The sequence below is a fragment of the Candidatus Poribacteria bacterium genome (assembly GCA_028820845.1).
Taxonomy (GTDB): domain Bacteria; phylum Poribacteria; class WGA-4E; order WGA-4E; family WGA-3G; genus WGA-3G.
Genome location: JAPPII010000022.1, coordinates 26,631 through 48,730, shown reverse-complemented (window position 1 = coordinate 48,730; position 22,100 = coordinate 26,631). Strand labels below are relative to the sequence as shown.

General features: G+C 46.2%; 15 protein-coding genes. 4 read left to right on the top strand and 11 right to left on the bottom strand.

Going from position 1 to position 22,100, the window contains the following annotated elements; genetic code table 11:
- Window positions 1-10: 10 nt before the first annotated feature.
- Both OXN25_05520 and recQ read left to right on the top strand, forming a co-directional pair.
- Window positions 11-499, top strand: coding sequence for a DUF488 domain-containing protein (locus OXN25_05520; protein MDE0424306.1), 489 nt, complete (start codon window positions 11-13; stop codon window positions 497-499).
- Window positions 496-3,852: a DNA helicase RecQ gene (gene recQ, locus OXN25_05515; GenBank protein ID MDE0424305.1), complete on the top strand. Its 3,357-nt coding sequence runs from the start codon at window positions 496-498 to the stop codon at window positions 3,850-3,852. Before OXN25_05520 ends, recQ begins: the two co-directional genes overlap by 4 nt.
- Here the strand turns inward: recQ and OXN25_05510 are convergent.
- The 7 genes from OXN25_05510 to OXN25_05480 all read right to left on the bottom strand — a co-directional run bounded on the left by OXN25_05510 (window position 3,836) and on the right by OXN25_05480 (window position 12,486).
- The gene (locus OXN25_05510; protein MDE0424304.1) at window positions 3,836-4,036 is read right to left on the bottom strand and encodes a hypothetical protein; all 201 of its coding nucleotides are present in this window, start codon (window positions 4,034-4,036) and stop codon (window positions 3,836-3,838) included. The two genes, recQ and OXN25_05510, sit on opposite strands and share 17 nt — an antisense overlap.
- A 482-nt stretch (window positions 4,037-4,518) precedes the next feature.
- Complete coding sequence (locus OXN25_05505) at window positions 4,519-6,150, bottom strand: AAA-like domain-containing protein (protein ID MDE0424303.1); 1,632 nt, start codon at window positions 6,148-6,150, stop codon at window positions 4,519-4,521.
- A gap of 246 nt (window positions 6,151-6,396) precedes the next feature.
- Window positions 6,397-7,314 carry a tRNA (adenosine(37)-N6)-dimethylallyltransferase MiaA gene (miaA, locus tag OXN25_05500; GenBank protein MDE0424302.1) on the bottom strand — a complete coding sequence of 306 codons (918 nt, stop codon included), beginning with the start codon at window positions 7,312-7,314 and terminating at the stop codon, window positions 6,397-6,399.
- Window positions 7,311-8,399: a tRNA 2-thiouridine(34) synthase MnmA gene (gene mnmA / locus OXN25_05495; GenBank protein ID MDE0424301.1), complete on the bottom strand. Its 1,089-nt coding sequence runs from the start codon at window positions 8,397-8,399 to the stop codon at window positions 7,311-7,313. Before mnmA ends, miaA begins: the two co-directional genes overlap by 4 nt.
- On the bottom strand, window positions 8,399-9,565 hold the full coding sequence (locus OXN25_05490) for a mandelate racemase/muconate lactonizing enzyme family protein (GenBank protein MDE0424300.1): 1,167 nt from the start codon (window positions 9,563-9,565) through the stop codon (window positions 8,399-8,401). Before OXN25_05490 ends, mnmA begins: the two co-directional genes overlap by 1 nt.
- Window positions 9,566-9,647: 82 nt before the next feature.
- A complete protein-coding gene (locus OXN25_05485; GenBank protein ID MDE0424299.1) occupies window positions 9,648-10,865 on the bottom strand; it encodes a HEAT repeat domain-containing protein in 1,218 nt (405 codons plus the stop codon).
- Window positions 10,866-11,286: 421 nt separating this feature from the next.
- Window positions 11,287-12,486, bottom strand: coding sequence for a HEAT repeat domain-containing protein (locus OXN25_05480; GenBank protein ID MDE0424298.1), 1,200 nt, complete (start codon window positions 12,484-12,486; stop codon window positions 11,287-11,289).
- Window positions 12,487-12,799: 313 nt separating this feature from the next.
- Here OXN25_05480 and OXN25_05475 point away from each other — a divergent pair, with 313 nt between their 5' ends.
- Together OXN25_05475 and OXN25_05470 are read left to right on the top strand one after the other, a co-directional pair.
- Window positions 12,800-15,460 carry a M14 family metallopeptidase gene (locus tag OXN25_05475; protein MDE0424297.1) on the top strand — a complete coding sequence of 887 codons (2,661 nt, stop codon included), beginning with the start codon at window positions 12,800-12,802 and terminating at the stop codon, window positions 15,458-15,460.
- An 83-nt stretch (window positions 15,461-15,543) separates the two neighbouring features.
- Window positions 15,544-16,128, top strand: a complete 585-nt coding sequence (locus tag OXN25_05470) for a Uma2 family endonuclease (protein ID MDE0424296.1) — start codon at window positions 15,544-15,546, stop codon at window positions 16,126-16,128.
- 130 nt (window positions 16,129-16,258) lie between these two features.
- On the opposite strand, the gene OXN25_05465 is transcribed toward OXN25_05470, so the two are convergent.
- The 4 genes from OXN25_05465 to OXN25_05450 all read right to left on the bottom strand — a co-directional run bounded on the left by OXN25_05465 (window position 16,259) and on the right by OXN25_05450 (window position 22,002).
- Window positions 16,259-16,840, bottom strand: a complete 582-nt coding sequence (locus OXN25_05465) for a hypothetical protein (GenBank protein ID MDE0424295.1) — start codon at window positions 16,838-16,840, stop codon at window positions 16,259-16,261.
- Window positions 16,841-17,111: 271 nt separating this feature from the next.
- Window positions 17,112-18,554 (bottom strand): sigma 54-interacting transcriptional regulator, encoded by a 1,443-nt coding sequence (locus OXN25_05460; protein MDE0424294.1) that lies wholly within the window; start codon window positions 18,552-18,554, stop codon window positions 17,112-17,114.
- Window positions 18,555-18,713: 159 nt separating this feature from the next.
- On the bottom strand, window positions 18,714-20,453 hold the full coding sequence (locus OXN25_05455) for an ATP-binding protein (GenBank protein ID MDE0424293.1): 1,740 nt from the start codon (window positions 20,451-20,453) through the stop codon (window positions 18,714-18,716).
- 7 nt (window positions 20,454-20,460) lie between these two features.
- Window positions 20,461-22,002, bottom strand: a complete 1,542-nt coding sequence (locus OXN25_05450; protein MDE0424292.1) for a DNA double-strand break repair nuclease NurA — start codon at window positions 22,000-22,002, stop codon at window positions 20,461-20,463.
- Window positions 22,003-22,100: the final 98 nt, after the last annotated feature.

The window sequence follows — 22,100 nt, the reverse complement described above, 5'->3', positions numbered from 1 at the left end:
TCGATCTACTATGCAAATCAAAATTGTTACTATTGGCGTGTACGGATTTGATGAAAATAGCTTTTTTGAGGCTTTACGCAACGCCGAGGTTGATACATTCTGCGATATCCGTAGTCGCCGTGGTGTCCGCGGGGCAACTTATGCATTCGCCAATAGCACGCGGTTGCAAGCACGCCTTGCAGAACTCGGTATTCGATACATCTATCGTAAAGATCTCGGACCGACAAAAGCCGTCCGAGAAAAACAGGCGGCGGCAGATAAAGCGACGAAAACCGCGAAACGCAAACGCACTGCTCTGGGAGAAGCATTCATTGAAGCCTACCACACCGAATGTCTTACTGCGTTTGAACCCCAAAACCTTTTGGATGAACTGGCATCGGATGCCAGAGTTGTTGCTCTCTTTTGTGTGGAAACTGCCCCTGAGGCGTGTCATCGCTCATTGGTAGCGGATAAGTTGGTGAAAACACTCAATGTGGAGGTCGAAAATATTTTACCGTGAGAGTACTGATTGTTGCGAAAACCCGAATGGGAGGCGGGGCATGCATCGGTGGTATTACAGAGACAGGGAAAAGTGTTCGATTGATTCCATTTAACGCTGATCCGCATGATGGTGCGAACCGAGAGTATAACGTCGGTGAAATCTGGGAGATAACGGCTAAACCCGAAACTTCACTAATCCCACCGCATAATGAAAACATCGTCGTTTACGAAAAGCAGCTGCTTCATCTGGCGAAAGATCCGAAAGATTTGGTGAGTGCTATTGAACTCTTGATGCCTCCGAAAATTGGACACCCGCGTGAACTCTATGACGGTTTATTGCAGAATACCGAGAGCGGTAGGCTTCACATTGCTAAGCAAAGCAGCATTCCAACCCACAGCACTACATTTTGGCGACCAGATATGTCGCTTACCCTTGATATAGAGAAACAGAAGCCCCGGTATCGTTATCCTACAGAAAATGGCGGCTGTACATTTACTTTCGGTGGTTTCCAAGAACCGCTTGAGATAATTCCTGAAAATACGCTTTTGCGCGTATCACTTGCACATTGGTGGCGACCAGAAGATAAACCAGAAGTAGAAGAGCGTTGCTACGCGCAAATTTCCGGCTGGTTTCTTGAAGAAGAAATACAGGAAGAACAGAAACCTTTTCGTGAGGAGAAACTGCCCCCATCCCAGACGCTAACACAAAGCCCCTTAGAAATTCTTCAAAACGTCTTTGGACATGAAGAGTTCCGCCCGTTTCAGGAGGAAATTATTAAGCACATCCTCAAGGGACAGGATGCCCTAATTGTCTTACCAACAGGCGGTGGAAAGTCGCTCTGTTACCAATTGCCTTCACTCATCTTTGATGGTTTGACCGTCGTCGTTTCTCCTTTAAAGTCCCTGATGCAGGATCAAGTAATGCAGCTGGAACAGAGAGGGATTCGTGCCTCCTTTCTCAACAGCGACCTCAGCCTCGTAGAACAAGAAGCCACTATGCATCGTGTTCTACGAGGTGAAGTGAAACTGCTTTACCTGGCCCCTGAAACGTTGGTGAAGCCTGGAACGCTGTTGAAACTCGATAGATCAAATGTATCATGTCTTGCGATAGACGAAGCACACTGTATTTCACAATGGGGACACGATTTTCGTCTGGATTATCGAGAGTTAGATTCTGTTCGCGAACGATTCCAAAATGCCGTCTGCCTCGCGATGACTGCTACTGCGACTCCAAGGGTTCAAGAGGATATAAAACAATCGCTCAAATTTCCTAAAGGCAGTGAATTTGTTGATAGTTTTGACCGGAAAAACCTATTTATCGCTGTTGAACCGAAGGTCGAACTACTCACGCAGACACTCTCGTTTCTCAACAAAAATTCTGAAGGATCCGGTATTATCTACTGCCAAAGAAGAAAACAAGTTGAATCACTATATCAGGATTTAATAGAACATGGAATTTCGGCACTACCCTATCATGCAGGTCTGGACATCGAAACTCGCAAACAAAACCAAGCAGCTTTCATGAACGGCGATGTGCGAGTTATAGTTGCCACAATTGCCTTCGGTATGGGAATAGATAAAGCGGACGTGAGGTTTGTTCTACATGCTTGGCTGCCAAAGAATCCTGAATCCTACTATCAGGAAATTGGGCGCGCTGGACGCGATGGACTCCGGTCTGAGTGCCTCCTGCTCTTTGATTATGAAGATGCAGATATTATCAATGATTTCATTACTCAAGGAGCACCATCTGAACAGGAGGGGCGATTCAAACGTTTACAAGCACTTGTGTCGTGGGCAACTACAACCGAGTGCCGCCGGAAAGTGTTGTTAGCCTATTTTGAGGAAGAATACAAGGAGCCAAATTGTGAAATGTGTGACAATTGCCGCAAAACTGATGAAAAACGGGTTGATTTGACAGAACCAGCACAAAAATTTCTCTCTGGAGTTTACCGGACAAATCAGATTTTTGGGGAAGTATATATTATTGACGTGTTACGGGGTTCAAAGCAAAGGAAGGTTCTTGATAACGAACATGATCAAATCAAAACCTATGGTAAAGGAAAAGAATATAACAAGGAGCAGTGGCGATATTTAGCCCACCAATTTCTCCAAGACCAGTTATTGGATCGAGATAAGCGGTATGGCAGTCTTCGCCTAACAGAGAAGGGATGGGCGGTATTAAAAAGCAGAGAGAAGTATTGGGGGTTTCCCGTGAATATGGTAAATACCATCATTGAGGTAGGAACGGATACCTATAATGAATCAAATACTTACGCCCCAGAACTATTTGAACAACTTCGTACCAAGCGTAAAGGTATAGCAGATCAGGAGCGGTTACCGGCATATTGTATTTTTCACAACAAAACTTTGCAAGCGATGGCGAATCAATTACCACAATCGGTGGAAGAATTTAGGAAAATTTATGGTATTGGTTCTGTGAAAACCCAAAAATATGCAGATGATTTTTTGCCTATCATCAGGGCATATTGTGAGGAACATAGAATAGATCCAGCAAAGAGGGAAACTAAAACGCTGAATACTAATGATGTAACATCCGAGGTAGTCAATAAATATGATCAGGAACTTTTTGAATTACTACACAACAAGTGCAAAGTACTGGCACGAGCAGAAGGAGGCGGAATTTTCACTAATAGGACATTGAAGGCAATGGCAGTCCACCTCCCACAAACGAAAAAAGAATTCAGGCAAATTCATGGAGTTGGCTTTGTAAAAACTAAAAAATATGCTGATATTTTCTTGGAAATTATTCGTGATTACTGTGAGAAACACAGATCGGAATTCAGTAGAAACACAACTGAAGCACCAAATGAGTATTCTCCAGAGCTCTTTGAATTACTACAAGCTGAACGAGATAAAATTTTTGAGACCGAGGGAGACCGAGTTTACGAGGCTTTTCACGATAAAGCACTACAAACGATGGCGACTTATTTTCCCAGATCCGAGGAATCGTTCAGCCAGATATCTAGCGTAGGACCAGAAAGATTTAAAAAATATTCCGATATTTTCTTTCCTATTATTCGCGACTATTGCAAAGAACATGGAATTGACTCAATAAAGAAGAAACCTAAAATATTGAATACTTATGAGGCTACCTCCCAAAGACAAAGTGAATATTCCCAAGAACTTTTTGAATTACTTCAAGACAAGTGTAAAACATTAGAAAAGGCAGAGCAAGAAGGGATTTTCACTGATAGAATGTTAAGGGAAATGGCAACCTCTTTTCCGAGAACCAGAGAGGCGTTCGTACAGATTCGTGGGGTCAGTCTCAGGAAAATGGAAAAATACGCGGATGTATTTTTGCCGATTATTCGTGCGTATTGTGAAGAAAATGGAATCATAGATGAGTTTTGAGCTTTCCAGCCTTTTTTGCGCGGCGTGCGTCCTTTCGTAGATGCTCCAATTTTCCCGCTTCTATATCCACTTCAAGCTGTTTATCCCAAGCGTCCTCACGTGTCTGAAGTGCTTCAGTCCTGTCGCGGCGACATCTCTGTAACCGTAGGTTGGATTCAGCGGCATCGGGATTCATAGTATTCATAGTATTCATAGTAACGTTTTGAAAATTGTGCCTTTAAAACCCTCATAAAGTAACGTGTGACGTGGGTTTGTCGGGTTACTATGAAAGGACTGTTTTTTTGCTGTTACTATGAATCGGCATTTTTCGTTTCTCCGCGTTACCCTTGTAACGCCACGGGTGGCGTGGGTTTAGACGACTTTCTCCTTTTAGGGGTTTTGAGAGGTTACTATGAAAGTGCTGTCTATCTATGTGAAAACGTACGTGAATATGGTATTAACTTAACGATATGTTTTTTAGTTAGCGGTCAGCGGTCAGGGCGTTCCGCTGCGCTACACTCTCAGCAGTCAGCGGTTGATAGTTAGTAAAAAATTTATATAGAGGTTAGCAGTCAGCGGTTAGCGGTCAGTAAGAAACTTCTGTGGTCCGCTGAAAATGTTGTGTCAGTTTCGGCACCGGCGTTTTGGAGATTGATACACTATTGACTTCTTTGGAAAATCTTAGGATTATAGGGTCCCTGAAGGGGGTTCTTGTATGACAGGAATGACGTAACTCCGAATTGTCAAACCTTCCAACGTCTCTGTCTCTACCCGTGGCTCTGGGTCTTCGCGATGGTCGAAAACTATATAATATCCCTCCGTCTGTCCCTCCAATTTCAGGTACTGAACCAGCTGCTTTTTACCTGTCTGATAACGATTTTCGCCTCTCCAGACTTTTGTTTCGACGATGTATTTCCGCTGGCTATGGGTGATGATAAGGTCCATCCTGCCACGACCTGTCTGGACCTCAATATGCATAACGGCACCGATAAGCTTAACGAACTGATCAAGATAGGCGAGAAGGAGATGTCTGCCGACGGACTCTTGTGGAGTATCCGGGACTTGCAGAATTCTAAAACCCGCGCGGGCGATGAAGTCCTGAAAGTTGTCAAGTAACGCCCCCATATCAATGCGTCCGGTTGGCGTAATATAATTGAGAAAGTCCTCATTACTCCCAGTGGGAAGGTACGCATGCTCCAGCCCATTCACTGTCGGTTTAAAGGTTCTCATAATACGATAGAGATAAATTGGGTTGAGAATTTCACACATACCGTCAGCGGCTCTTTTGATGACTCCATAAGTGGCAAGTTCACTGATGATATTATCGTCCCTATTGAAGTCTACACCCTCATCTCGTGCCATAATCCGCATGAGAACGCTTTCAAAACGCGGATTTTTTCGGATATTGGTTGTCAGATGCTCAATGTTCGTGTTCTGTCCATGAAGGAGCTCTGTGTGTGCCGCTGAAAAGTGCGTCATGGTAATCGGTTCGGTTTTGGGAATGTCCAGCTCTTCGGTGAGAATCTGGGCAAAGCGGTTGACGAGGACGGGCTGCCCGGCAGTCTGTTTATGGATAGACGCTATAACTTCCGGGACAAAGGCTTGTCCGACTTCGGCGGTATATTGCCCAAGGAGTTCCTGCACCTGCTCAAGTGTGAAGTTAGGGAGATGGAATTCGTCTTGGATGTTGAACGGAGAGATAGAACGGTCATAGTTGAACTGGGCAATACTTTTGACACCGATGATGCCGACGCTGTGTGGGCATCGGGGTTTACCGGCAATGTAGATATGACGGAGCGTGTGAAGAAAATCGCTCACGGCAGCTTGCGGAATGCCATCAAATTCGTCGATGACAAGCACAACTCGCTGATTGCCGAGAAAACGCGCAAACCGCTTAAAGAACGAGAGCATTGAGAGGTGATCCGTTAGGTGCGTGCTCTCTAAAAATTGGCGTAAAGCCTCAGAAGGAGGACTGCCCTGTTTCTCAAAAACAGCTTCTATTTCTTCACGGATTTGTTGGTAAAGATGTCCGTAGAATCGAGACAGATCAAGGTTTTTATAGACATCAAAGTTCAGTTGGATTGGGAAATAGGTTGTCTCTTGGCTGACAGCATCGGTTTCAGTAATTGTCATAAAATTGGCAATAAGTGCCTCTACAGCAGCCTGAAAGAAAGTCGTTTTGCCCGTTTGGCGCGGTGCAAAGAGCACGATATATTTGCCTTCTTTGACCCGTTCAATGAAATCTGCGATCTCCTCGGTGCGTGAAACTATGTAGTGCTCTTGAGGATTAACGGGACCCTGTGTCCCAAAACGTCTCATTTTTTTCTCCTTTGCGCTATTGTATCACACTGGTTTGATGAAGTCAAGAAATGAGGACTCAAGATCGCGAACATGAAGAAATCCGCAGAAACACCCTATCAATACGCAGAAACACCCAAGCAAAAACACCCCAAGCAATACGCAGAAATACCCCACGGAATGCCACACGCGCATTCCGTGTTGATTCGCAAAAACACCCCAAGCAAAAACACTCGCTCCTACAACTGAAACCGACACAAACTACAATTAGCGCTCAATTCTTTCCAAGACGTAGGCAACGACATCAGGTGCGGACTCCCGATCTATCCATTCAAGGCGGGTGTCTTTGCGGAACCATATGAGTTGCCGTTTGGCGAAACGACGGGTGTTCTGTTTTAGCTGCGCGACGGCTTCCATATACGTACACTCCCCGTCCAGATACGCTATCAACTCTCTATAACCGAAACTTTGGAGGGCAACGGTATCACGGGAATAGCCCGCTGCTAATAACGCTTCGACTTCGGCGATTAACCCATTTGCAAGCATTATATCAACACGCTGCTCAATACGACGATAGAGCAGGGCGCGCGGCATCGTCAGGCAGAAGGCGATAAATGGATAACGTTGTTTCTCTGGATGCCACTGCTGTTGGAGTACGGACATAGGGGTGCCGGTCAATTCATAGACTTCCAAGGCACGGATGACGCGAATGATGTTGTTGGGGTGGATACGGTCAGCAGACACTGGATCACAGGCACGGAGCCGTTGGTGGAGGACATCAACACCGTGTTGTGCTGCTTCCCCCTCAAGCCGCTCACGGAGCGCAGGATTTGCGCCGGGTCCCTCAAACAAGCCGTCAACAATTGCTCGGAAGTAAAGCCCGGCACCGCCGACAAGTAATACACGTTTGCCTCTGTTTTGGATGTCGGCGATTGCTGTGTCTGCGAGGCGTTGATAATCAGCAACGGAAAAAGATTGGGAAATATCTACGCAGTCTATAAGATGATGCCGTGCTGCTTGTTGTTCTTCGGGGTTTGGCTTGGCGGTACCGATGTCCATTTGTCGATAGATTTGGCGGGAATCAACGGAGATAATCTCGGCATTGAGGCGTTGCGCGAGTTGAATCGCTATCTCCGTTTTGCCGACTGCTGTAGGACCGAGGAGGCAGATGAGTCTTGCGTTCATTTGTCGCGAGGGTCTACAATCCAACCACCGCCGAGGACGTATTCGTCGTCGTAAAAGACGGTGGCTTGTCCCGGAGTAATCGCACGACGGGGTTCGTCAAACTGAACGACGACTTCTGTATCGCTGATAGGGGAGATGGTCGCCGGACCACCATCATCACGAGAGCGAACTTTAACGTGGGCGCGGATCGGTTCTGTCAACTTTTCAATGGCGATGAGGTTGATGCGTTCAACGTACATGGTGTCCTCAAGGAGTGCAGCGGATTCACCGACAACGACGGTATTCTTCTTTGCGTTGAGCTGCGTCACGTAGAGGGGTTTGCCGACTGCAATGCCTAATCCACGTCGCTGACCGACGGTATAAAACGGCACACCGTCATGCTTACCGAGAACGTTGCCTTCCTGGTCCACAATATTGCCGCCCTGAATTTTTTCAGGGACCCTGTCTTGGAGGAAACGTCTATAGTTAGTGTCAGCCACAAAGCAGAGCTCCTGACTCTCAATCTTTTCGGCGGTGCGGAGCTGATACTTTCGGGCAAGGTCGCGGACCTCAGATTTCGTGTATTCACCGAGAGGCATCAGGGCACATTGTAATTGCTCCTGTGTGAGCGCGGCAAGGAAATAGGACTGGTCTTTGCTGACATCGCGTGCTTTGCGTAAGAGATAGCGACCTGTCTCTGGATGTTGCTCGACACGAGCATAGTGTCCTGTGGCGATGGCATCGCATTCCAACGTCTTGGCGAGGTCAAGGAGCCTACCAAACTTCAGCTCCCTGTTACATACCATACACGGACTGGGGGTTCTCCCGACGAGGTACTCATCTACGAAATAGTCAATAATCTGTTCACGGAAAGCGTCCTCGTAGTTCACGCCGTAGAAGGGGATGCCGAGTTGTGTGGCGACGCGGCGGGCATCCTCAATGCCCTCAAGCGAGCAGCAGTTGGGACGCTCAGGTTCTACTTCAATTGTATCAGGCGCGCCGAGGCGCATGGTGATGCCGGTGACATCATACCCTGCGTCAACCATCATGGCGGCGGTGACGGAGCTGTCTACGCCTCCGCTCATTGCAACGAGAACTTTCTTCATTAGGATACCAGCCAATCCTCGTTTCCGGCGTAACGGTCATCGTACACATCTTCATTAAGCGACAACCCAAGCCCAGGGGTATCTGGGACTGTGAACGTGCCGCCTGTGAAATCGTAGTTAGAAGTATCAACAACATCACTTGTGAGCGTTGCGACTTCGCCATAGAGGAAATGGGGAATGGTTTTGCCGAATTGGAGACTGAGATAGAAACCGAGCAGGGAGCCCCAGTTATGCGGCGCACACTGGACATCGTGGGCAGCAGCCATATCGGCAAGCCGCCGCCACCCCGTAACACCCAGTCCTTTCATGTCGTGCTGAATGACATCAATCACACCTGCTTCAAAGAAGGGGTCGTAAAATTCGAGCGGGTCACGTGTCCGAGTCTCGCCATCAGCAATGAACGTCTTCAAACCCTTCTCTTGGATGAAAGCCTTTAGGTTGCGATATAACTCAACATCCTCGTCAAACATCTCTTCAATCCAAAAGACATTGCAATCGCTTGTTTCATTAAGGAAAGTGATGACTTCGTCATAGGTGTATGCGTTATTCGCATCAACAAGGATATTGAAACCTTCGCCTGCGGTACTACGTGCAAGTTGGACGAGCTCTATGTCTCGCTGTAGACCGGCTTTGCGTTCCATGAGGTGGTTACCGCGTCCTATTTTCATTTTGCATGCGGTAAACCCGTTGGCGAGACTGCTTTTGACATCGCTCTCAATTCGCTTGAGACCTTCGGCTTTCGTCTCGTAGAGGAGATCGTTGAAATAGATAGTGCTGTCGTAAGCAGGCAACCCGTTTGAGAAGACATCGCCGCCAATCAGCTGATAAGCTGGCTTGCCGAGGATTTTGCCGATAGTATCCCAGAGTGCGTTTTCAAGCCCACGGAATTCGGGAGCGATACCGTCTTCAGAATTCAAGAGATCAAACGGATTTTGATTGAGTATGCCTTGTGCATCCTCAGCAGTCGTTGTCGCCCAACTGCCAGCACCCCAACCAAGCACTCCATCGTCGGTGTAAATACGGATGATACGCTCTTTCCATTTCCCGTTCGGGTCAGGCTGTTTTATCTCCGGTGCCTGAGAGTTACACCCGATAGCAGGCTGGTCAATTTCGATTGTGACCTGCTCAACTTTGGTAATCTTGATACCGGTTGGATAGTCCTGCATAGTTAGAAGTTTCCTCCTGTTAACCGGTAAATCAGATACGATAAAGCCTTAGAATTCTATTGAAAATCATAGGCCGCATTCCTTAATTTTCCGACTCAAGATCTTCGGTATCAGGCTCAATTGCAAGAAGCAGTTCATTGAGGGCATCTTTGACCATATCGTTAGTTTCCGTCTCCCGATAGAAAACGTCAATTTTGTGGGGCAGATTATCGTATTGGTCAGCCTCATCTATTTGCTTTATCAAAGCAGGTTTCTTGAGAAGTTGAACAATACGGAGTCTATCTTCATGGTTGACGACCTCGGGGTTCGTCAATATTGTGATTAAACGTGGGGCTAATCCATCAGCGAGTCCATTTTCGGCATAATGGTTTAGCGTATCAATAGCCGCCTGTTTCGTGTTGAGACTCGAACCGTTTGTGAGGATTGCGAGGAGACCGTCAACAGCCCCTGCGTCGGGATATTTCAGCAGTGCTTTAGCAACGTCCATCCGTACGGTGTCATCAGAATCGTCAAGCGCATCAATCAGCATGTCTGTAGGATGTTCCTTGAGGTACATCATAGATTTTGCGGCGGCGCGTCGGACCACAACATTATCATCAGCCAAACCGGCGACGATTTTACCTTCGGAGTCTTCGCTGCCGAGGTGATAGAGTGCGGTATTAATTTCCATCTTCAACCCTTCATCAGTGGTTGCATTTTGGAGTGTCTCTAATCCTACTATGGCAGATGGGTCCCCTATATCCCCTATGATACGTATAAGTTGAATCTTCGCATCAAGAGGCGTGTTGCTATCACCAGCTGCCTTGAGTATGTCGTTAATAGCTGGCGTGCCGATTCCTATCAAGATTTGAATGAAGTCGCCATGGACAGCGCGATACCGATTTTTAACGATGTCTTCCAAAACGAAAGGTACGGCTGGCGCGCCCCTATCAATCAGGACTTGTATAGCATCTTTTTGTACTCTATGCCGCTCACCGAGGAGTTGCAGAACTTTCTTTATTTCATACTCACCCAATTGACCAACGCGCTGGTCACGTGCACTTTGGTATCTGGCTTCTACATTATGGGTTCTCGCGGCGCCCGTTGAAATAGCGTTGCTATATGCAAGAACGAGGAGTGCGCGAGGTTCAACTTTGTTTTCCTCCTCCACTTCAGCACGTTCAAGGTGCTGAGCGGCCTCCAGTGAGAGTCCTGCAAACAACTTACCTCTGCCAACTTCAAGTTGGGTGATGACCTGTTTCTGCTGGCAGCCGAAGCTTACAACCCCTATAAGCAGTAATATCATCAAAAGTTTCTTCATGTTCCGTTTATCTTTTCCTCCTGGAATCTCGATTTGATTCACCCGTTTGTGCCTCTTGTAGCGTGCAGACTTTATGAAAAATAATGAACATCAAGTATATCCCACAACGTGAAAAACATACAGACAATTTAAGGCTCCTGATTGCGGGTTGCGAACCTTGATGTCGGGTGAAGTTTGCATGCGAAGACGATTAAGGTTGTTCGTCTATAGATTTTTCGTACCTATCGGACAGAGGCTACCAATCCGAATAAGCACGGCGTAAAAGGTATTTTAAAATAAATACACTTTTATGTCAACAAATTTAAGTCAGAATTATAGGAAAGTCGGAAAATACCTGGTCCCGCTTTAATACGACGGGCAATAAATTGCCCTACTACGAAGGGGTGTTTGTTTTGAACTTAGAAATTATAAAAAAGTCTCGTCACTTACCAACTGCGTCAAGAAGTTCACTAAGTGCTCTTTTGACGAGCCCGACCGTCTCGGTATTTTGGTGATATTGATAGAGCTTGTCTACCAATCCTTCGACCGACTGTAATGCCCTCAGCTGCCTTTGAAACGGCTCTCTTTTGAGCAGCTGCACAAGATATAAACGATTGTCTGGATCGGTAACCGTTCCACCAATGAGCAGCATCGTAATCGGCTTTGCTAAGCCGCCCGTGAGTTTGTTTTCTCCATAAATATCAAGCGTATCAATCGCGGCTTGTTTCGGGTCTTTGTTTAATTCACTGGTAAGGATTTTCACAAGTGGGTCAACAGCAGCAGCATCCTGATGGACGGCGAGTGCTTTTACAAGTGATGCGACGACTTCGGAGTCATCGTCTTCCAATCCTGCAATGAGTACCTTCGTTGATATGTCGGGAATATCTACCATAGCTTTCGCGGCGGCGCGTCGGACAGCAACATCGCTATGATTTAAGCCATCGATGATTGCCTGCTTATATGCCGCCTCACCGAGTTGATAGAGCGTCGTATTAATCTCCATCGCCAAGGCAGCCTCGTCTGTCTGACTTTGCAGGGTTTTTAACGCATCTATGCTTTTCGCGTCCCTGATTTTAGATAGCACCCGTACCAACTTAATCTTGAGAGCAGGCGGTGTCATTTCATCAGTGAGCTTGGCTAAAATTAAATCAAGACCGCCAGATCCGATCTGGACGAGCATCTCTGTAAAATTTTCGTGAAGTGCGGGATATCTTCCCTTCGCGAGACTCTCGAGAATTATTGTCGATACTTCGGGTCCCTTATCCACAAGTGCCTGTAAACCGGCTTTCTGTACGCGTGAGGGTGTGCTGAGAATTTGCAGGATCTGTCTCATTTCAGCATCGGTCAGTTCTTGTATGCGTTGCGTTCGTTGATTCTTGAATTTGGCTTCAACCCCAAGGCTGGCAGCGTCTCCGGTAGCAAGTCCATGAGAATAAGCAATAACAAGTAAGGCGCGCGGTTCGAGTTTATTTACCTCTTCCTGCTCCGCTTTTTCAAGCAATTCAACGGCTTCCAAGGCGTTCCCGCTATCAATCAATTTACTCTTGCCCACTGATAGATTGCTCGGTCCCCTCTGTTTATCCTGACACCCAAAACTCGCGAGCAGTAGGACGACCAGTGGGATAATTATAACTTTTTTCATTTCGTTCTGTTTTCCTCCTGAAAATGTTTTTTATTCAAGCGTCGTCTTAATATAGGAATTCAGAGTGTTGGAACAGTAAATTGTAAAGTGCAGACTACAACACTATATCCAAAAAACATTTCTATTCTCTATAACAATACCACAAAATCTTGAAAAAGTCAAGTGCGGATTTTTTGGAAAGTCAGAAAGGATTGCTATGCTGATTGGAAAAGGGTGTTGACGTGCTGTTAAATTCAGGTTATACTTTTTGGTATCTTTGTAACAAACAAATAGGAGGCGCGCCGGCAGCCTATTCCTGTCGGAAGCAACTACCATGAAAAAACACCTCTCCAAACTCGAAAATATAACACGGTGGTCTACATTCATCTTATCGCTCATCTGTTCAGTGCTGATACAGACTTCGACACAAGCCCAACTGATGCCTCCAGAAGAAGTCCTTGGGTTTCAGGTCGGTGCCGACTATAAGGTAGCAGGATGGCAGACGGTTTCTGATTACATGCGGCATGTCGCTGAGAACTCGGATCGGATTCTATTAGAAGCACTCGGGAAAACGACAGAAGGCAATGACTTTCTCATGTTACTGATTTCCGCGCCGGAAAATCTGGAGAACCTGGCACGTTATAAAGCGATTCAGACACAGATCGCATTGCCACGCGCGGCGATAACAGCAGACGATCGATCGGAATTAGATGCGTTGGCGCAAGCGGGTAAAGCGGTAGTGCTGATTAACTGTAATCTGCATTCGACAGAGATTGCCTCATCACAAATGTCAATGGAATTTGCGTATGAATTTGCGACCACGGACAGTCCACACATTCAGAAAATTCTTGAAAATGTGATAATTCTGCTCATCCCATCGGCTAACCCTGACGGTCTGGATATTGTCGTGGATTGGTATAACCGCACGGTCAGGACCCCCTATGAAGGTTCAGAAATCCCGTGGTTGTATCACAGATACACGGGCCACGATAACAACCGAGATTGGTTCATGCTAACACAGATAGAAACGCAACTCCTCACGCGCGTGCTTTATGAAGAATGGTTTCCCGAAGTCGTCTACGACGTACATGAGATGAGTTATCGCGGGCCTCGGTTTGTAATTCCGCCGTATTTTGAACCCGTTAACCCGAATATCCCGCCACTTCTACAACGAACGCTTTCGCTAATTGGCGCGCAGCTGGCGTTCGATTTAACAAGTGACGGGTTTACAGGTGTGCTTTCAAGTGCTGTCTACGATACATGGTGGCACGGCGGATTTCGGACAGTCCCGTATCGCCATAACATGGTAGGGATTTTGACAGAAGCGGCACGCGTGGAGATAGCGACCCCAATCTTCCAACCGCATCACACTTTAAGAGGATACCGACGCGGCCTGGACGCATACACACTCCGCACGAATTTTCCAGAACCGTGGCCCGGGGGATGGTGGCGGCTGCGAAACATTGTAGAATACGAGAAGGCAGCAGCACTGTCAATTCTTGATTTCGTGGCTGAGCATCGGGTGATGCTGAAGACTAACTTTTACAAGATGGGACTCAACGCGAGAGCAAAAGGAGAAAACGAACCACCTCGGGCGTTTCTCATTCCGACGCAGCAGCGCGACATTCACACAACTCTTAAGATGTTAGACATTTTGCAACGCGGGGGTGTAGAGATTCATCAAGCAAACGCACCCTTTACGGCAGATGGTGTAGCATACCCCGCGGAAACTTACGTTGTTTTAATGTCGCAACCGTTTCGGGCACACGCGAAGGACCTGCTTGAAGTTCAACGCTATCCAGAACGCCGTCCGTCGCCGGAATCGCCCCCGGAACGTCCGTATGATATCGCCGGATGGACACTACCTTTACAGATGGGGGTCCGAACAATCTCAGTTGTGCATCCCTTTGAAGCAGATTTAAGTCCAGTTCCTGTGTTGACACAAGTGGAAGGTCGTCTGGAGGGTGTCCCGGAGCCGAAAGGTTACCTGTTGGAGAATCGAACGAACACTGAAGCGATTGTCCTCAACCGCCTATTTAATGCGAAATTAGAAGATAATAGCCCGAAGTATACGCTCTATCGAGCAGATCGGGAAATAAACAGTGGCGGTAAAATATTTCCGCGTGGGAGTATCTTGATTAGAACGACATCACCACCCGTACAAGAGATGGAGACAATGGAAGCACTCGCGGCGGCGTTCGGCATTCATATTTATGCAGATGAATCTATTGATGAAAAGACATTCGATCGGTCGTTCTCAAAGGTGACGGCGCCGCGCTTAGGACTCTATAAGCCGTGGACGGCAAACATGGATGAAGGGTGGACACGCTGGGTTTTAGATACGCACGAATTCACCTACAGTAGCCTCACGAATGCAGAAATTCAGGCAGGACATTTGGTGGATCGCTACGATGCGATCATTTTGCCGGATTTCGGTGCCTCCGGCATTCTCAACGGACATGCAACCGGAAAATTACCGCCGGAATACGTCGGGGGTATAGGCACAGAAGGGTTAGCGAACCTGCGCGCGTTTGTAGAGGACGGCGGCACGCTTATCTGTCTAAATCGTGCGACAGAACTTCCCTTGGAATACTTTGGGTTGAGTGAGAAGGGCATTGTCAATGTGGTCAAAAAAGCAAATCAACCGAAAGAAGACGCTTTTTTCTGTCCGGGTTCGCTCCTGCGCGTCCGTATAGATACAAGGCATCCGATAGGGTATGGGCTGGATCGGGATATGGCGATCTTCTTTAAATCGGGACCGGTTTTTGACGGTGTGCGCGGGGATGTGAAAGCCATAGCCACGTATCCAGAATTCAGTCCACTAATGAGTGGGTGGCTTGAAGGTGAAAAACGGATTCGGCAGAAAACTGCACTGCTGGAAACATCGCTTGGAGATGGGCGTGTGGTCCTCTTTGGTTTCAAACCGCAGCATCGGGGACAGTCTTATGGGACTTTTAAGCTGCTTTTCAACGCGATTTACTATAGCGGTCAGTAGTCAGCAGTCAGTAAAGAGCCATTTGAGGCGAAGCAACGTTTACTGGCTGCTAATAGCAGACAGGGAATAAAAAGGAAAACAAAATGTCAGAAACACAACAGAATCAATCAAAACTGCTATCCGCCCAACCCACACTCTTAACGGCTGAGGATCTGTGGAAACAGCCTGATGATGGCTATCGGTATGAATTGGTGAAAGGAGTCATACGTAGAATGCCACCCGCTGGATTTGAACACGGGATCCGATCGGCTAAAATTGGAAGACATCTCGACGCGTACGTTGAAAGACATCAATTAGGCTATGTGTGTGGTGCCGAAACAGGATTTAAAATTGCCCAAAATCCAGACACTGTGCGTGCCCCAGATGCCGCGTTTGTGCGTCAAGCCACAGTTGATGAGCGGGGTATTTCAAAAGGATATTGGGAAGGTGCCCCCGATCTTGCGGTTGAAGTCATCTCTCCAGGTGACACCTACACGGAGGTCGCAGAAAAGGTAGACGCATGGTTAAATGCGGGGTGTGCGATGGTGTGGGTTATCAATCCGCGCCGAGAAACAGTGGAAGTGTACCGTTCCCCTGACGATATTATTGTTTTGCGTGGAGACGACATCCTTGAGGGTGGTGATGTGATTGAAGGGTTTCAGTGTTACGTCCGAGATCTATTCGTTTAAAGGTCGTCAGTCACAGGCTATCAGTTCTCAGTTAAAAAGGGACTAAGGAATCAATGAATTCATTATTTTAAGTTCCTTTCCAAATTGTGCGTAAGTTTAACCACCTTGCAGGACAAAGATCTCAGTGTCTTCACGCAATATGCAGATACTGGTTTTCTTTCACTAAGTCCACAACTTGATTTGCAAAATCATCACGACCCATCAAGTCAGAAATTTTAACGGCTATTTGGTTAGCACGTCTTTCATGGTCAATACTGTTGACAAATTCCAAAATATCTGCGCGAGTTTCTTCTGCTGCGATATCAAGTGCTTTATTAGCACCAAATGCCTTTATCATTTCTAATAAATCGGAATCCGATTTGTCTACCAACTCAGTGTCATGCTCCATAATAAAGCCCGTGGCGACACGCAATGCAAGTGGGGACAGGGCTGCAGCTATTTTTTCCTTATGGATTCTCTCCTTTCTTTCTCTCCAGAGTCTTTCCGCCATCATAATCCCAGACATTACAAATCCTCCCGTTTCTATGAAAAGTGTTGATAATAGTAGAAAAAGCGGAATTAAAGCACTTACGTTGAGTAAAGTGAATTGTAACGATTTCTTTTCGTCTATCCATAGCCAATATGGGGCAATCATTACTGCCGCAAGCCATATTGCTACAGGCATCCACTTCTTTATGATTTCTCTCGCGTTCCCACTATCTTCTTTAGCCATTTACTTAGGTGTTCATTTCTAACGATTACAACTCAGTGGGCATCCCACCAGCGTTTTCACTCAATATGTGTAGCGTCCAGAGTGCATGCACACAATCTCACAGGCAACAAGTTTCTTGTGATGAAGTCGCTGAGAGGTATTTTAACATTCCCAACATATTCTGTCAAGAGAACTTAACATATTTTGTCAAACGAAAATAAAAACCCACCTACATCCCTCCACTGAAGTAGCGATTTTTGGTGGGAAGATTTGATAAGCGTTTCTGTAAACGTTATTCCTGATTAAAATTATCACCCGAATTGTTATTGACTTCTTGTCTATAAGCGTCCAATTTGCGGTGTAGGGTTCGGACTCCGATGTCAAGAATTTTTGCCGCTTCTGTCTTATTTCCATCCGTTTCCGCGAGCGTTTTCTGGATAGCTGCGCGTTCAATTTCTGCCATTGTCATGCCTACCTTGCCAATAACTTCCTCATCATATACAGCCACGGGTTTGCTGTCTGTCCTTTTTGTGCCTTCTTGTGGTTCCATAGGATTAACGATAGGTAAGATTCCATCCTGATTGCGATTCTCAAGCACCTTAGTAATTGTCGAAAGCACCTCCAGTGTTTTTCTCAGTATGTCGGCTGCGTCATCAGCCTCGTTAATCTGCATCCAACTGGTATCCTCATCAGGAATTAAGGGTGGCATATCATCCCTTGCGGCAGCGGTTGGATCCAGCGATCGGATTGCGGAGAAGATAAGCCCGATAATTGTCTTGTAGACCGCTATATTTTCTGTGGTAATGGCACTGGTGGCGGGGTCCACGACTTGTAAAGATGTCCCAGATTGATTAGGAAACCCGACTTCTCCAGAGATTTCGGTGCCGACCACCTGCGTAGGTGCGAGTTGCGTGCCTGACACTTGAACAGGCAGTGCCGTAATCTGTTCGGATTCTGAATCTATTGGAAAATCTTTAAGTTGGAGCTCATCAGTTGTCGCCACAATGATAGCAGACTCAATGGCATTTCTGAGTTGCCGGACGTTACCGTGCCAATTTGCATTTTGGAGATAACTGAGCGCTTCCGGTGCTATGCCGGTAACCGTTTTTCCGTGGTCTTCACTTAATTCAGAAATAAACGCATCAACAAAGAGCGGAATATCCTCGCGTCGGTCGCGCAGCGGTGGGATGTGGATGCGAAAGAGGTTCAACCGATAATAGAGATCTTGCCTAAATTTTCGATCTTTAACGGACTTTGCAAGGTTGATATTCGTTGCGGCGATAATTCGGACATCGACTTTTATATTTTTTTCACCACCGAGTCGGGTGAATTCCTGCGACTCTAAGACCCGCAGGAATTTTACCTGTACTTCAGGGGACATTTCGCCGACTTCATCAAGAAAAAGCGTCCCACCGTCTGCTTGCTCAAACACCCCGCGGCGTTGGCTGGACGCGCCTGTAAACGCGCCTCTTTCATGTCCAAAGAGTTCGCTTTGAAGGAGGTCTTGGTAAAATGCACCGCAGTTGACGGCTTTGAAGGGTCGATCTTTACGTGGACTACTTTCGTGTATAGCCTCGGCGATGACATCTTTGCCGACACCCGTTTCGCCTGTGATGAGGACAGTCGCTTTCGTCGGTGCGACCTGTTCGACTTGACGCAAAACCGTCCGCATCGGTGCGGATTCACCGATAATGCGTCGTGAACTATCGCCAATAACGAGCTTTGGAAGATCCATCTTCTTTTGTCCTCAGTGTGTCTTGAACTGTTCCTTTAATATTGCCCATTGGCTACCTGCAGGGGTTCTGTGGCAGTACGAAAGGATTTCCTGCTATAAGCGAGTGATCAACCACCATATCGCTACTTCCTAATAACTGTCTCTTAACTATTTTCCCAGTCAAAAACTACTTCTAACTGGATCGCGAACTTCCCGATCATGAACTTCTTCAAGCTGAAGGAATGCATTAGTATTCCCAAGTCCACCTCTAAATTCAGGTTCCTTCATTTTTACTAAGATGGGAAAATTTACCATTTGCCCTGATAAAAGTGCTTCGCCTACCTCAAGGTTAGGAAGTAGACTCGCTTCTTCTTCACCTAATGATTCAACAACTCTCTTCACAAAGGTCTGATCGGCTGGATTTACCATTCTCATGATAATGTAAGAGTTGCATTGAGAAAGAGTCGTCTCATCTAAGCGGGAAGGCCGCTGACTAATCACAACCAAACCAACATGAAATTTCCTTCCCTCCCGGGCAATCTGTTTGGTAATAGCAATGGATTGTTTTTGGGCTGAAGCAGTACCACGACTAGGAATGAAATTGTGAGCTTCTTCAAGTAACAGTAAAAACGGCAATTGCAGCCTTTCGTTAACCTTGGCTTCAAACAATTCCTCTGCAATAATACTATATATTGTAGCCTGAAAGTCTCCAGTGTAACCCGCCAAAGATATTACTGAAATCTTACCATACTGTACGAGCTCGTCGCGATTTTGAGGCATGGGTTGTGACTCACCAGTGATTCTTTGATTAACTCTTTCCATCTTACGTAGTTCGGATGCTGCCGCCCGAGCCCTTCCGTATATTCCCTGTAAAGTGTCACGTCGCTCCTTTTCTTTTAGATTCTCCCAACAGATATGTTTCAGATACTCAAAATCGTAGGTATTCCCATCCCCGGCATCTTTTATTGATTGAAAAGCGGCATCTGCTATATTGGCAATTAACCAAAGATCGGGTTTAATACCATTTTGACGAATGCAATTATCATTAAGTCTATTAGCTAGCCAGTTTATTCTTTCGCTCCCTTCAGCTTCGTTAAACCTTCTGGACGCATTAAATAAATCACCAAATAAAGCATTCATTGCAGGTGTTAGAGGATTGTCCGCCAGATTGCCGATAATTTGAGCCACTGTATCTGCATCTTCCTCGAAAATCGCTAAGGTGGCGTGATAACGATTAACTTTATTGTTAAGCGATTCAATCTCCCCCAGCCTTGTATAATCCCCATGTGGATCGAAAATAACCATCGGATAATTTTTGTCTGCTAATTGTTCAATAATCCTTCGGGCTGTCCAACTTTTACCCGCTCCAGTCATTGCCAGTATAGCTAAATGACGAGTAACTATAGCATTGCCATCTACTTCTACGTCAACATTATCTCGATTAGAGAGGGTCGCAATATTTATCGCGCTTTGCGATTCATCTTCTAATTTTCCGACTAACACTCGTTTTAGATCCGCTGGATCCGGACCATAAGCACGAGTAGCAGGTTTAGGGGGATATCGTAAACTTTCAAGTTTACCGGACCATCCACCTGTCGTCAATTGTTCATACCCTATCACTTGGCATACGGCTGATACCATCTCACGACTTAGAGAAAGTACGGTATCCATGGGATCAGTCTGTGTTTCTGCCAGTTCGTGCCCTGCTTCAGCCGGAAACAGAGGATTGATACGTTCTATTCTTTGGACTTTTGCCCAAATCCTTATTTTTTTCAACTCTCCACCGTTTTCCGTCTCATTTAAGGTAGCATCTACTGCGATAATATCCTGCTCCCGGGTCGCTTCAGGTGTTACAGCAAGACGAAATTCTTTGCTCGTACTTTCACCAACAAGGGTCCCAATGACCTTCTCTGTTTCCATTATTTATCTATCCTTCTACAGTTGGTCGAAGAAACCAATCTCGGGGTGTCATATAGATAGCTTGCACTAACACTCTTCGCATATCTGCATCGCTAATTGCACCTTTCTGTAAACTCATCCCCAATGTATGGAGAATCATCTTGTCGCCCGCTCTTGTCATCCAACTTGGCACGTGGGCAAACTTATCAGCGATATCCAAACCCACAGGAAAGCCATAATTAGGTAAGAGGCGCGAGTACAAATATACACGCCGCGCAGCTTCTCTGACTTGATTTTCTCCAAGTTCGGAAAAAATCTCAATCCTAATGGGTTCAGTATTCTCACTAACTCGAATATAAGTTCCCTTTACAGTCGGAAAACCAAATTGGTTGTCTTCTCTCAAGCAGGAAAAGTCTACCGTTGAACTTCCAGACTCTCCTGGAAGCCTAATTGCACCTGCTCCCAAACCACTGGACTTGTTCATCTTCCAATGTTCCGAATATTCGCCAGTATCAAGAAGCAAGCCTAAGAGAAGATTGTCCGTATAACCTAACCTGTCCATCAAATTTTTAGGAGAAGTAAGGTCAGAAAGACTAAACAAGTCATTGAAATAGTTCTGGTTTCCTCTTTCACTTAGACTACGAAAAACGCGTTTAAGTAACACTTCCTCGCAAAACTCGCGCGATCTCCCACGTTCTACAACTCCTGCAATGATAGGACGAGGTTCTCTATTTAGTGCCACAGCAATCAATTTTCTATAGAGAAATGCAATCCATGACAACGGTTCAAAAAACCGACGATCTGCCCACTCATCGGACCTTCCCTCAGCCATAGCTGGATAAATATCAAGCCGGGCTTCTTTAAGAAAATCTTCTTTCAACTGATCTGCTTGTTCTTTATCATCTGAATAGTGTTTTAGAAATAGGTCAATGTCTGCTTCGGTGAAGGGTGTATGACCTGCGTAAGCGTCCATCAAATAAACCAATGGTCCGTGAAACAGCAGGACTCTTAGACTCTGATTGCGATTCAGTACTGAAAGTCCACTCAGTAATTCAGCAGTAATGCGAACGATATCGGGAAAATCTCTTCGCTCCTTACTACCGCCTTCAAAGTCTCCGAAGATTACCGGGTAATAGCCAAAATTTTCCCGCTCGGTCATGTTCCTGTTACCTACATGTACCTCATAAGATCCGACCCGCAATAGGAGCGGCACTTGGGATAATTGTGTCTGACCGATTCCTCTGTCAATAAAACTAACTAATTCATCTTTAAAATCTCCCCAAGACGCATCCTTGACTGAGTAAGCCTGAAGAATGGAACTATCGCGCATTCCTTTATTAGTCGCGTCTATAGCTCGACGTCGACGTAAATGACGTATAAAACGCGCTGTATTACGGAAATAATTATCCCGCAGATTCTCAGCTATCAACAGTGTTTTCATCATTAACTGAGGCTGGCGACGGAGGTCTTCTTGTACATCATTCTCGGTTAATCGCTCATTTACTTCCGACCTATCCGCTTGTGTTCCGTTATCAGGCGAAACTGTACCAATAGAAGATTCTGTACTCATCACTAAACCCTTATTCTTTTCGATAGATATCTATTCCAAGCTGTTGCAAGACTCTTCTGGCTTCATTTGTGTGAAAAGTGCCCACAGCTAAACCTGTC

Coding starts and splice junctions, on each gene's coding strand:
- OXN25_05485 (MDE0424299.1), bottom strand. CDS start 10,865: ATGAAGAAACTTTTGATGATATTACTGCTTATAGGGGTTGTAAGCTTC.
- OXN25_05520 (MDE0424306.1), top strand. CDS start 11: ATGCAAATCAAAATTGTTACTATTGGCGTGTACGGATTTGATGAAAAT.
- OXN25_05460 (MDE0424294.1), bottom strand. CDS start 18,554: ATGGATCTTCCAAAGCTCGTTATTGGCGATAGTTCACGACGCATTATC.
- OXN25_05490 (MDE0424300.1), bottom strand. CDS start 9,565: ATGCAGGACTATCCAACCGGTATCAAGATTACCAAAGTTGAGCAGGTC.
- OXN25_05470 (MDE0424296.1), top strand. CDS start 15,544: ATGTCAGAAACACAACAGAATCAATCAAAACTGCTATCCGCCCAACCC.
- OXN25_05450 (MDE0424292.1), bottom strand. CDS start 22,002: ATGAGTACAGAATCTTCTATTGGTACAGTTTCGCCTGATAACGGAACA.
- OXN25_05475 (MDE0424297.1), top strand. CDS start 12,800: ATGAAAAAACACCTCTCCAAACTCGAAAATATAACACGGTGGTCTACA.
- OXN25_05480 (MDE0424298.1), bottom strand. CDS start 12,486: ATGAAAAAAGTTATAATTATCCCACTGGTCGTCCTACTGCTCGCGAGT.
- miaA (MDE0424302.1), bottom strand. CDS start 7,314: ATGAACGCAAGACTCATCTGCCTCCTCGGTCCTACAGCAGTCGGCAAA.
- OXN25_05510 (MDE0424304.1), bottom strand. CDS start 4,036: ATGAATACTATGAATCCCGATGCCGCTGAATCCAACCTACGGTTACAG.
- mnmA (MDE0424301.1), bottom strand. CDS start 8,399: ATGAAGAAAGTTCTCGTTGCAATGAGCGGAGGCGTAGACAGCTCCGTC.
- OXN25_05465 (MDE0424295.1), bottom strand. CDS start 16,840: ATGGCTAAAGAAGATAGTGGGAACGCGAGAGAAATCATAAAGAAGTGG.
- OXN25_05505 (MDE0424303.1), bottom strand. CDS start 6,150: ATGAGACGTTTTGGGACACAGGGTCCCGTTAATCCTCAAGAGCACTAC.
- OXN25_05455 (MDE0424293.1), bottom strand. CDS start 20,453: ATGGAAACAGAGAAGGTCATTGGGACCCTTGTTGGTGAAAGTACGAGC.